This is a genomic window from Streptomyces sp. NPDC001339 (assembly GCF_042895955.1).
Lineage (GTDB): Bacteria > Actinomycetota > Actinomycetes > Streptomycetales > Streptomycetaceae > Streptomyces.
Genome location: NZ_JBIAWT010000010.1, coordinates 111,269 through 124,522 on the forward strand (window position 1 = coordinate 111,269; position 13,254 = coordinate 124,522).

The window sequence follows — 13,254 nt, forward strand, 5'->3', positions numbered from 1 at the left end:
TTTGTAGGGTTTTCCCGGTCCTGACCTCGCTACCGTCGCCCCGCACGCGTGACGTCATCCCGCGTCACGTCACCACGCATCACGCATCACGTCATCACGCATCACGTCATCACGCATCACGTCATGAAGCACACGTAAGGGGCCTCCCTATGACCGCCGCCGCCTCCCACGACATTCCCCGCCTCGACCTCGAACCGCCCAAGACGCTGGAGCTGAGCCCGCTCCTGCGCGCCCTGCAGGACCAGGGGCCGATCCACCGGGTGCGCACACCCGCCGGGGACGAGGCGTGGCTGGTGACCCGCCACGCCGAGCTCAAGGAGCTGCTGCACGACGAGCGCATCGGCCGCACGCACCCCTGCCCGGCCTCCGCCGCGCAGTACGTACGCAGCCCGTTCCTGGACCTGCTGATCAGCGACGACGATGCCGAGACCGGACGTCGGCAGCACGCCGAGACCCGCCGCCTGCTCACACCGCTGTTCTCGGCCCGTCGCGTCCTGGAAATGCAGCCCAGGGTGGAGAAGGCCGCGGACACCCTGCTGGACGCGTTCATCGCCCAGGGGCCTCCCGGCGACCTGCACGGTCAGCTCACCGTCCCGTTCGCCCTCACTGTGCTCTGCGATGTCATCGGAGTACCGCCGCGGCTCCGCGAGGAGCTGACCGCACTGCTGTCCGGCATCGCCAAGCTCGACGACCGCGACAGCGCCCTGCGGGCACAGAGCGACCTGCGCGCGTACGTGGAGGGGCTGGTCGAGCACAAGCGGACCGAGCCGGGCCCCGACATCATCTCCCGGCTCAACGACGGCGAGCTGCCCCAGGACCGCGTGGCACACCTGGCCATGGGGCTGCTCTTCGCCGGGCTGGACAGTGTCGCGAGCATCATGGACAACGGCGTGGCACTGCTGGCCGGCCACCCCGACCAGCGCGCGGCAGCGCTCGCCGACCCCGACGTGATGACCCGCGCCGTGGAAGAAGTGCTGCGGACCGCCCGGGCCGGCGGATCGGTCCTGCCGCCGCGCTACGCCAGCGAGGACATGGAGTTCGGCGGGGTGACGATACGCGCCGGAGACCTGGTCCTGTTCGACCTCGGCCTGCCCAACTTCGACGAGCGGGCGTTCACCGCGCCGGAGAAGTTCGACACCACCAGGGCCCCCAATCCGCATCTGACCTTCGGCCACGGCATCTGGCACTGCATCGGCGCCCCCCTCGCGCGCCTGGAGCTCAAGACGATGTTCACCAAGCTGTTCACCCGTCTGCCGGAGCTGCGCCTGGAACTCCCGGTGGACGAACTGCGCCAGAAGGAAGGCCAGCTGTCGGGCGGCTTCGCCGAGCTCCGGATCACCTGGTAGAGGCTGTGTACTGTGTAGGGCCGATGTAAGGCCGATGTAGATCCTATGTAGAGGCTGTTCCCGGGGGTGCTCAGGCCCCCGGTGCCCGATACGGGGAGGCGCGAGGGCGGGCGGCCCGGTAGCCGCCCGCCCTCGCGTTCTGTCGCTGTGCCGTTGTGACGCGTTGCCTAAGGAGTTACGCGTTACCGAGGGAGTTACACGTTACCGAGGGAGTCGAGCCACTCCTTGACGATCCGGGCGGTCTCCGGGGCGTCCTCGCGGACCATGGAGAAGTGGTCCGCGTCCACGCCGCGGACGTGGACCAGGCCGCCGTGCTCATCACCGTAGACACCGGTGTCGGTCCCGATGCCGAAGGTCTCCTGGGTAGCCCGGACGATCAGTACGGGGGCGGTCGTGTGCCGCACTTCGAGCTGGTTCAGCATGCCCATCCAGCGCGCCATGGCCGACAGCCTGGAGTTCGTCATCCGTACCGGCGCGACCTCGTCGACCATGAAGTGGCGGCGCATCAGGCCTGCGTAGTCGACGGTCTCGTTCTGCTCGTGCCGGAGGCTGAGGGTGTCCAGCAGCACCACGGCCGTGGGCCTGATGCCCCAGGTGTTCTCCAGCAGGGCTGCCGCCAGGTAGGCGAAGGCTCCGGCGGAGGAGTGCCCGACCAGAACGAAGGGGTTGCCGTCGCTCGCGCGGAGCGCGCTTTCCGCGATGACCCGCACCGCGGTCTCGGGGTTGGCCGGCAGACGCTCCCCCGTGGCGAAGCCGACCAGCGGCAGCGCGCTGACGTGCCGCTCGCCCCGGAAGGGCGCGGCGAGCCTGGCGTATTCGTGCACGCCGCCGTTGGCGGTGGGTGTGCTGACACAGATCAGCCGCGGCGTTCCGGGGCCCTCGGCGAGGGTGGCCGACACCGGCAGATCCTCCAGTTCGGCGGTGTTCTCGAAGCTCGGACGGAGGGCGCCGAGGGCGGAGAGCATCTGCTGTGCCTCCGGGATCTTGCCGCCTTCCACCGCGTCGAGGAACAGCCGCTCCAGCGAGTCGGTCTCCGGCGCGGTGGCCTGGAGGAGGCCCGCTGGGGACGCGGAGCCGTCCAGGGACGACTGTGCGGCCAGGTCGCCGTAGAGGCGGGCCGCGAGGTCGGCGGGGGTCTTGCTGTCGAAGACCACGGTCGCCGACAGGTGCAGTCCGGTGAGGGCGGAGAGCCGGTTGCGCAGTTCGACGGAGGTCAGCGAGTCGAAGCCCAGCTCGTAGAACTCCCGCCGGGCGTCGATGTTCCTGGCCGAGCCATGACCGAGCACGGCGGCCACCTCGGTCCGTACGACGTCCGTCATCAGCTGCGTACGCTCCTCCGGGCGTGCTGCCCGCAGCCGGTCGGCGAGCGCCACGGACGCCTCGGCACCGCCCATGGCAGCGCCGGCGGCCGTCCGGCGAGCACCCCTGACCAGGCCTCGCAGCACGGACGGGACAACCGGACCCTGGGCCCGCACCGGTCCGGAGACCCGACCGACCGCGACAAGGTGCGCCACGCCGCTTGCAGTAGCGGCGTCGAACAACGCCAGGCCCCGCTCCGGGCTCAGCGGCACGGTCCCATACGAGGCCATCCGCTGCATATCCGCCTCGGACAGGCCGGCGGTCATACCACCACCCTGCTCCCAGGCCCCCCACGCCAGCGACTGCCCGGGCAGACCCAGTGCCATACGGTGCCAGGCCAGCACATCCAAAAACACATTGCCCGCCGCATAGTTGCCCTGTCCCGGAGTGCCGACCACACCCGAGATCGACGAGTACAGCACGAACGCGGCCAGGTCGAGGCCCTTCGTCGCCTCGTGCAGATTCCAGGCGGCATCCACCTTCGGACGCAGGACCGCCGACAGCCGCTCCGGCGTCAGCGAGGTGATCACACCGTCATCGAGCACACCGGCCGTGTGGATCACGGCGGTCAGCGGATGCCCGGCATCCACCGAGGCGACAGCTGCCTCCACCGCCTCGCGGTCGGCCGCATCACACGCCCGGACATCTACCTGCGCACCGTAAGCGGTCAGTTCCTCACACAGCTCCCCCACACCGGGCGCCGAAGCTCCACTCCGGCTGACCAGCAGCAGATGCCGCACACCACGCTCGGCGACCAGATGCCGGGCCAGCTCACGACCCAGACCCCCGGTACCACCCGTAATCAGCACCGTACCGTCCACATCCCAAGCCCGCGGCGACACCCCACCCTCACCCAGCTCCGCCAGCCGCGCCACCCGCACAGCACCCGCCCGCACCACAAACTGACCCTCCCCCGAAGCCAGCAGACCCGGCAGCCCCCCAAGCACATCCGCCAAACCCCCGGCACCATCCTCCAGCTCCTCCAGGTCGTCCAGGTCCACCAGCGCGATCCGACCGGGGTGCTCCGACTGCGCCGAACGCACCAGACCCCACACCGCACCCGCAGCCACATCCCGTACGGACTCCCCCTCATCGGCCGACACGGCCCCTCGCGTCACGAACACCAGACGCGAAGCACCGGAGCCCTCCCGACCGGCCCACTCCTGCAGCAGGCCGAGGACCCGGGTCGTCAACTCGTGCGTACGGGCGGGCACATCATCGCCCGCACCGGACGACACAGGGACCACCACGAAATCCTCGTCGCCGGTGAGATCCGCCAGGGACGCGACCGACGCCCCCACGCCCAGCCCGTCCGCACCCAGCTCACCCGTGCCCAGCGTGCCCAGGGACACACACCGCACCTCGGCAGGCTCCGCCTCGGGAGCCGGCACCCACTCCAACGACAGCAGGGCGTCACGCGCCGTGCCACGCCGGTCCGTCAATGAGTCGCCCGTATCGGCTAGTTGGGCGCGCAGGACGAGTTCCTCGACGGACAGAACGGGTGCGCCTTCGACGTCGACGGCCACGATGGACACCGTGTCCTCACCGGTCCTGATCACCCGGGCCCGCAGCACGGACGCGCCCCCGGCATGCAGCGACACACCCCGCCAGGCGAAGGGCAGGAGCTTGTCCCCCGCAGCACCGACCCCGGCCATCCGACGCGACTGCAGCACCGCGTCCAGCAGCACCGGATGGAGCCCGAAGGCCCCGGCGTCCTCGGCGACCCCGTCCGGCAGCGCCACCTCCACGTAGGCCCCGTCCGCGCACTGCCACACCGAGCGCAGGCCCTGGAAGGCAGGGCCGTAACCCGTCGTGTCGTAGAAGCCCTCCAGGTCGACGGCCACCGCGTCCTGCGGCGGCCAGACCGCAGAACCGAAGTCCTTGATCCGTTCACCGCTGGTCAGCGTGCCGCCCGCGTGCTGTACCCACGGCTGGTCGGGGTCACCATCGGGGCACGAGTACACCGAGACGGAACGGCTCCCCGTCTCGTCGGCGGCCCCGACCAGCACCTGAACCTGCGTGGCGCGCTCCTCCGCGAGCACCAGCGGCGCCATCAGGACGAACTCCTCGACCCGTTCGCAGCCGGCCTGGTCGGCGGCGCGCATCGCCAGCTCCAGAAAGCCGGTGGCGGGGAAGAGGACGCTGCCGCCCATGGTGTGGTCCGTCAGCCACGGGTACGTCTGCAGCGACAGCCTGCCCGTCAGCACCACCTCACCGGTCTCCGCGAGGGTGAGCGTCGCCCCCAGCAACGGGTGCTCCGCGGGCAGCAGGCCCGCACCCGTCACATCGCCGGACAGTGCGGCCGGGCGGGGCCAGTACCGCTCGTGCTGGAAGGGATACGTCGGCAGGTCGACGCGGCGGGCGCCGGTACCGGCGAAGATCCCGGACCAGTCCACCCCGACACCCGCCACGTGCAGCCGCGCGAGCGCGGTGAGCAGCGCGCTCTCCTCGGACCGGTCCTTGCGGAGAGCCGATACCACCACCCGGTCACCGGCACGGTCCGGACTGGCACTGTCCAGAGTGTGCTGAGCCATCGCGGTCAGCACACCGTCCGGGCCCAACTCCAGGAAAGTGTCTACGTCTTCGGCTTCCAGGGCACGAATACCATCGGCGAAGCGCACGGTCTCCCGTACGTGCCGCACCCAGTACTCCGCGGAGCACAGCAGCTCTTCGGTGGCCAGTTCGCCGGTCACGTTCGAGACGACCGGGATCTGCGGAGCCCCGTACGACAGCCCCTCGGCCACCCGCCGGAACTCCTCCAGCATCGGATCCATCAACGGCGAGTGGAAAGCATGACTCACCGACAGACGACGCGTCTTACGCCCCTCAGCGGCAAACCCCTCTGCGATACGGAGAACCTGGCCCTCGTCCCCAGCGATCACGACCGACTCCGGCCCGTTGACCGCCGCCAGCGACACCCCCTCAACCAGCCGACCCGCCACCTCCCCCTCCGTGCCCTGGACGGCCACCATCGCGCCACCAACCGGGAGCGCCTGCATCAACCGCGCACGAGCCGCCACCAGCACACACGCATCCGCCAACGAGAACACCCCGGCCACATACGCCGCAGCGACCTCACCGACCGAATGCCCGCCCACAAAGTCCGGCCGAACACCCAAAGACTCCGCCAGACGGAACAACGCCACCTCGACAGCGAACAGCGCAGGCTGAGTGAACCCGGTCTCGTCCAGGCCCTCCGCACTACCGAACATCACCTCCCGCAGCCCCGCGTCGAAGTGCCCCAGCACCTCATCCAACGCCTCGGCGAACACCGGGAACCGGCCGTACAACTCCCGACCCATCCCCACCCGCTGCGCACCCTGACCCGAGAACAACACCGCGAGCTTCCCGTCGGTGTGCTCGGCCAAGCCGCGCGCCACCTCGACGGTTTCGTCGCCCTCGGACAGCAGCACCGCACGGTGCTCCAAGTGCGCCCGGGTGGTCGCCAGCGACAACCCCAGGTCGAGCGGCGACCGGTCGGTCAGTGCGGAGATCCGCTCAAGCTGCGCGGCCAGTGCCTCTTCGGACTTCGCAGAGACCAGCCAGGGCACGACCGACGGCGGAGTACACAGCCCTTCCTCGGTCTCGTCCTCGGCCTCGGCCTCGGGCTCGGGGTCCTCGACGGCCGGCGCCTGCTCAAGGATGACGTGTGCGTTGGTGCCGCTGATGGCGAAGGACGACACGCCGGCCCGCCACGGCCGGTCGGCCTTGGGCCACTCCTGAGGCTCCAGCAGCAGCTGCACCGCGCCGGACGACCAGTCGACGTGCGACGACGGCGCCGCCACATGAAGCGTCTTGGGGAGGACGCCGTGCTGCATCGCCAGGATCATCTTGATGATCCCCGCCGCACCGGCCGCTGCCTGTGTGTGGCCGAGGTTGGACTTCACCGACCCGAGCAGCAGGGGACGTTCGGGGTCACGATCCTGGCCGTACGTGGCCAGCAGCGCCTGGGCCTCGATCGGGTCCCCGAGCGGCGTGCCCGTACCGTGCGCCTCGACCACATCCACATCCGAGCCCGACAGACCGGCCGCCGCCAACGCCTGCCGGATCACCCGCTGCTGGGAAGGCCCACTGGGGGCCGTCAGGCCGTTGGAAGCACCGTCCTGGTTGACCGCCGAACCCCGTACGACCGCCAGGACAGGGTGCCCGTTGCGGCGAGCGTCGGACAGCCGCTCCACGACCAGGACACCCACGCCCTCGGACCATGCGGTGCCGTCGGCCGTGTCGGAGAACGCCTTGCAGCGGCCGTCCGGCGCCAGCCCGCCCTGCCTGGTGAATCCGACGAAGCTCATCGGCGTCGATATCGCCGTCACCCCTCCGGCCAGGGCCAGCGAGCACTCCCCGGAACGCAGCGCCTGGGCCGCCAGGTGCAGTGAGACGAGCGAGGACGAGCATGCGGTGTCGACGGTGACGGCCGGGCCCTCCAGGCCGAAGCTGTACGAGACCCGGCCGGACAGGATGCTGGCGATGAGGCCCGTGCTGCCGTGGCCTTCGATGTCCTCGCGGGAGTTCATCACGGTGTTGATGTAGTCGATACCGCTCGTGCCCACGAAGACACCGGTCTCGGTGCCCCGCAGGGACACCGGGTCGATGCCGGCCCGCTCCAGGGCCTCCCAGGAGGATTCCAGCAGGACTCGCTGCTGGGGGTCCATCGTCACGGCCTCGCGGGGCGAGATGCCGAAGAAGTCCGCGTCGAACGAGGCGGCGTCGATGAAGCCGCCTTCGGTGGTCGCGCTGCTACCGCTTCCGTCGCCGGCGAGAAGGTCGAGGTCCCAGCCGCGATCCGTGGGGAACGCCGAGATGCCGTCCCGGCCGTCCTGCAACAACTCCCAGAATTCTTCCGGCGATCGCACGCCGCCCGGCAGCCGGCAGGACATCCCGACGATGGCTATCGGCTCCTGCTTGGCGGACTCGACTTCCCGAAGCCGCTGGCGGGTCTGGTGCAAGTCGTTCGTTACCCACTTGAGGTAGTCAACGAGCTTCTTGTCGTTCGGCATGCCGTGGAACCTTCCGTGTGAATAAGGGGCCGGGGCCGGGGACTCAGCGTTCGCTGTGACGGCCGAGCTCGCTCTGGCGGCCCAGCTCGGTGTCACGGCCGAGCTCGTTGTCGATGAAGGCGAAGATCTCATCGGTGCTGGCGGCTTCGATCCGCTCGGCGACTGCTGCGTCGTCCTTCTCCACCTGGGCGCTCCGCCAGTTGTCCAGGATCTGCGTCAGACGGCCGGTGACAGCGGCCCTGGTAGGTGCGTCGGGCTCACTGGCAGCGAGTGCGGAGTCAAGCCGTTCGAGTTCCGCCAGCAGGGCCGGGCTCGTGGCGGCCTCGTCCACGAGCTCCGAGACGAAGTGGTCGGCGAGTGCCGTGGGGTTGGGGTAGTCGAAGACGAGGGTGGCGCTCAGCCGCAGTCCGGTGAGGGCGGAGAGCCGGTTGCGCAGTTCGACGGAGGTCAGCGAGTCGAAGCCCAGCTCATTGAACTCCCGCCGGGCGTCGACGTTCTTGGCCGAGACGTGTCCGAGTACGGCGGCGGCCTCGGCGCGGACCAGGTCGGTCATCAGCCGTGTCCGCTCCTCCGGGCGCGCTGCCCGCAGCCGGTCGGCGAGCGCCACGGACGCCTCGGCACCGCCCCTGGCAGCACCGGCGGCCGTCCGGCGGACGCCCCTGACCAGGCCGCGCAGCACGGACGGGACAACCGGACCCTGGGCCCGCACCGGCCCGGAGACCCGACCGACCGCGACAAGGTGCGCCACGCCGCTTGCAGTAGCGGCATCGAACAACGCCAGGCCCCGCTCCGGGCTCAGCGGCACGGTCCCATACGAGGCCATCCGCTGCATATCCGCCTCGGACAGGCCGGCGGTCATCCCGCCACCCTGCTCCCAGGCACCCCACGCCAGCGACTGCCCGGGCAGACCCTGTGCCATACGGTGCCAGGCCAGCGCATCCAAAAACACATTGCCCGCCGCATAGTTGCCCTGTCCGGGAGCACCAAGCACCCCGGAGATCGACGAATACAGCACGAACGCGGCCAGGTCGAGACCCTTCGTCGCCTCGTGCAGATTCCAGGCGGCATCCACCTTCGGACGCAGGACCGCCGACAGCCGCTCCGGCGTCAGCGAGGCGATCACACCGTCATCGAGCACACCCGCCGTATGGATCACGGCGGTCAACGGATGCACAGCATCCACCGAGGCAACAGCTGCCTCCACCGCCGCCCTGTCCGCCACATCACACGCACGGACATCGATCTCGGCACCGTAAGCGGTCAGTTCCTCACACAGCTCCCCCACACCGGGCGCCGAAGCTCCACTCCGGCTGACCAGCAGCAGATGCCGCACACCACGCTCGGCGACCAGATGCCGGGCCAGCTCACGCCCCAGACCCCCGGTACCACCCGTAATCAGCACCGTACCGTCCACATCCCAAGCCCGCGGCGACACTCTTCCCGCACCCGAACCCGCACCCAGCTCAGCCAGCCGCGCCACCCGCACAGCACCCGCCCGCACCACAAACTGGCCCTCCCCCGAAGCCAGCAGACCCGGCAGCCCCCCAAGCACATCCGCCAAACCCCCGGCACCATCCTCCAGGCCCTCCAGGTCGTCCAGGTCCACCAGCGCGATCCGACCCGGGTGCTCCGACTGCGCCGAACGCACCAGACCCCACACCGCACCCGCGGCCACATCCCGTACGGACTCCCCCTCGTCGGCGGAGACCGCGTGGCGAGTGACGAACACCAGGCGCGCGCCGGCACGTTCCTCCAGGCCGGCCCACTCCTGAAGTACACCCAGCACCCGGCCCGTCAACTCGTGTGTACGGGCGGGCACATCGCCGCCCGCACCGGACGACACAGGGACCACCACGAAATCCTCGTCGCCGGTGAGATCCGCCAGGGACGCGACCGACGCCCCCACTCCCAGCCCGTCCGCACCCAGCTCATCCGTGCCCAGCGTGCCCAGGGACACACACCGCACCTCGGCAGACTGCACCTCGGGAGCCGGCACCCACTCCAACGACAGCAGTTCATCGCGCTCCGCACCACGCCGCACCGCCGACGGGCTGCCGCCGGGGTCGCGGTAGGCGCGCATCACCATCGCCTCGGCGGACAGTACGGGCGCGCCTTCGACGTCGACGGCCGCGATGGACATCGAGTCGTCACCGGTCTTCACCACCCGGACCCGCAGGACTGAGGCACCGCCCGCATGCAGCGACACACCCCGCCAGGCGAAGGGCAGGAACTGGTCGTCCGCACTGCCGACCCCGGCGATGCGGTGCGACTGCAGCACCGCGTCCAGCAGCGCCGGGTGCAGCCCGAAGGAACCGGCCTCCCCGGCAACCTGGTCCGGCAGCGCCACCTCGACGAAGGCCCCGTCCGCGCACTGCCACACCGAGCGCAGGCCCTGGAACGCGGGACCGTAACCGGTCCCCTCGTAGAAGCCCTCCAGGTCGACGGCCACCGCGTCCTGCGGCGGCCAGACCGCAGAACCGAAGTCCACGATCCGCTCTCCGCTGGTCAGCGTGCCGCCCGCGTGCTGCATCCACGGTCGACCGGGGTCACCGTCGGGGCGCGCATGTACGGAGATCGTGCGGGTCCCCGCCTCGTCGGCGGCCCCGACCAGCACCTGGACCTGCGTGGCGCGCTCCTCCGCGAGCACCAGCGGCGCCATCAGGACAAGGTCCTCGACGCGGTCGCAGCCCGCCTGGTCAGCGGCGCGCATCGCCAACTCCAGAAAGCCGGTTCCCGGGAAGAAGACGCTGCCGCCAATGGCGTGGTCCGTCAGCCACGGATGCGTCTGCAGCGACAGCCTGCCCGTCAGCACCACCTCACCGGACTCCGCGAGGGTGAGCGTCGCCCCGAGCAACGGGTGCTCCGCGGGCAGCAGGCCCGCACCGGTCACATCGCCGCTCAGCGCGGCCAGCCGGGGCCAGTACCGCTCGTGCTGGAAGGGGTACGTCGGCAGGTCGACGCGGCGGGCGCCGGTACCGGCGAAGATCCCGGACCAGTCCACCCCGACACCCGCCACGTGCAGCCGCGCGAGGGCAGTGAGCAGCGCGCTCTCCTCGGACCGGTCCTTGCGCAGGGCGGGGACAGTCACCGCTGTCTCGTCAAGGTTGTGCTGGGCCATAGCCGTCAGCACGCCATCCGGACCCAACTCCAGGAAGACAGAGGCTCCTTCGCCCGCCAGAGCACGCACACCATCGGCGAAACGCACGGTCTCCCGCACATGCCGCACCCAGTACTCCGCGGAGCACAGCAGCTCCTCGGTAGCCAGTTCGCCGGTCACGTTCGAAACGACCGGGATCTGCGGAGCCCCGTACGACAGCCCCTCGACCACCCGCCGGAACTCCTCCAGCATCGGATCCATCAACGGCGAGTGGAAAGCATGACTCACCGACAGACGACGCGTCCTACGCCCCCCAGCCGCCAACTCATCAGCGATCCGGAGGACTTCAGACTCCTCCCCCGCGAGCACCACCGACTCCGGCCCGTTCACCGCCGCCAGCGACACCCCCTCAACCAGCCGACCCGCCACCTCGCTCTCCGCCGCCTCAACGGCCACCATCGCGCCACCAGCCGGGAGCGCCTGCATCAACCGCGCACGAGCCGCCACCAGCACACACGCATCCGCCAACGAGAACACCCCGGCCACATACGCCGCAGCGACCTCACCGACCGAATGCCCACCCACAAAGTCCGGCCGCACACCCAAAGACTCCGCCAGACGGAACAGCGCCACCTCGACAGCGAACAGCGCAGGCTGAGTGAACCCGGTCTCGTCCAGGCCCTCCGCAGCACCGAACATCACCTCCCGCAGCCCGGCATCGAAGTGCCCCAGCACCTCATCCAACGCCTCGGCGAACACCGGAAACCGGCCGTACAACTCCCGACCCATCCCCACCCGCTGCGCACCCTGACCCGAGAACAACACCGCGAGTGGGCGGCCCGCTTCCGCGCGGCCCCGGGCCGCCTCGGACAGTTCGCCATCGGGGCACTGTGCCAGCAGCACCGCGCGGTGCTCGAACACCGAACGGCCCGAGGCGAGCGAGAACCCCACGTCCGCCGGTGACGCCATACCCCTGCGCGAGGAGATCCGCTCGATCTGTACCGCCAGCGCCTCCTCGGACTTGGCCGACACCGGCCACGGCACCACGGTGGGCACCACACCCGGCTCTGCCACCGGCTCCTCGTCCGGTTCCGCCTGCTCGACGATCACATGTGCGTTGGTGCCGCTGATCCCGAACGAGGACACCCCGGCCCGCCACGGCCGGTCGGCCTTGGGCCACTCCTGGGACTCCGTCAGCAGCTCCACCGCGCCGGACGTCCAGTCCACGTGCGAGGACGGCACATCCGCGTACAGCGTTTTCGGCAACACGCCGTGCTGCATCGCCAGGATCATCTTGATGATCCCCGCCGCACCGGCCGCTGCCTGTGTGTGGCCGAGGTTGGACTTCACCGACCCGAGCAGCAGAGGGCGCTCGGGGTCACGATCCTGGCCGTACGTGGCCAGCAGCGCCTGGGCCTCGATCGGGTCCCCGAGCGGCGTGCCCGTACCGTGCGCCTCGACCACATCCACATCCGAGCCCGACAGACCGGCCGCCGCCAGCGCCTGCCGGATCACCCGCTGCTGGGAAGGACCGCTGGGAGCCGTGAAGCCGTTGGAAGCACCGTCCTGGTTGATCGCCGAACCCCGTACGACCGCCAGGACTGGGTGCCCGTTGCGGCGGGCGTCGGACAGCCGCTCCACGACCAGGACACCCACGCCCTCGGACCACCCGGTGCCGTCGGCCGCGTCCGAGAACGCCTTGCACCGGCCGTCCGCCGCCAGCCCGCCCTGCCTGCTGAACTCCATCAGGGAACCGGGGGACGACATGACGTTCACCCCGCCGACCAGGGCCAGCGAGCACTCGCCGGCCCGCAGGGCGTGGGTCGCCGTGTGCAGGGCCACGAGCGAGGACGAGCATGCCGTGTCGACGGTCACCGCCGGGCCCTCCAGGCCCAGCGTGTACGAGAGCCGGCCGGAGGTGGCGCTGGCGGCTATTCCGGTGCCGATGTCGCCCGTCGCGTCGGCCAGGGAGCGTACGAGCAGGTAGGCGTAGTCCTGGCCGTTGGTGCCGATGAACACGCCGGTGCGGCTGCCGCGCAGGGTGGTCGGGTCGATCCCGGCGCGCTCGACGGCCTCCCAGGAGGTCTCCAGCAGCAGGCGCTGCTGCGGGTCCATGGTGACGGATTCACGGGGCGAGATGCCGAAGAAGCCGGCATCGAAGTCCCCCACGCCGTCGAGGAAGCCCCCTTCCTGGCTGACGGCGTTGCCGCGCTGGTCGACCCCGGCGCCCCGCAGGGCGTCCAGGTCCCAGCCGCGGTCCGTGGGGAACGCGCCGATCGCGTCCTTGCCCACGGTCAGCAGCTCCCACAGGTCCTCGGGCGAGTGCACGCCGCCGGGGTAGCGGCAGGCCATCGCCACGATCGCGATCGGTTCCGTGGCCGCGGCGACGAGCTTGCGGTTCTGGCGGCGCAGGCTCTCGGCTTCCTTCAGCGAGGCGCGGAGGGCTGCGACGACG

The 13,254-nt window shown here is 70.4% G+C and carries 2 protein-coding genes and 1 pseudogene; 1 reads left to right on the top strand and 2 read right to left on the bottom strand.

The features are described 5' to 3' along the window. The first annotated feature begins 149 nt into the window (after window positions 1-149). The gene (locus tag ACFY12_RS27510; protein ID WP_390718589.1) at window positions 150-1,346 is read left to right on the top strand and encodes a cytochrome P450; all 1,197 of its coding nucleotides are present in this window, start codon (window positions 150-152) and stop codon (window positions 1,344-1,346) included. Window positions 1,347-1,540: 194 nt separating this feature from the next. Here the strand turns inward: ACFY12_RS27510 and ACFY12_RS27515 are convergent, their stop codons facing one another. Together ACFY12_RS27515 and ACFY12_RS27520 are read right to left on the bottom strand one after the other, a co-directional pair. Further along, the gene (locus ACFY12_RS27515) at window positions 1,541-7,834 is read right to left on the bottom strand and encodes a type I polyketide synthase (RefSeq protein WP_390718590.1); all 6,294 of its coding nucleotides are present in this window, start codon (window positions 7,832-7,834) and stop codon (window positions 1,541-1,543) included. Further along, window positions 7,746-13,244, bottom strand: a pseudogene (locus tag ACFY12_RS27520) (type I polyketide synthase); the annotation flags it as partial. The gene ACFY12_RS27515 and the pseudogene ACFY12_RS27520, both read right to left, overlap by 89 nt. Window positions 13,245-13,254 lie beyond the last annotated feature (10 nt).

Bases quoted from the DNA above. Each gene is read 5' to 3' on its own strand.
- ACFY12_RS27515 (WP_390718590.1), bottom strand. From the start codon at position 7,834: ATGAGATCTTCGCCTTCATCGACAACGAGCTCGGCCGTGACACCGAGC.
- ACFY12_RS27510 (WP_390718589.1), top strand. From the start codon at position 150: ATGACCGCCGCCGCCTCCCACGACATTCCCCGCCTCGACCTCGAACCG.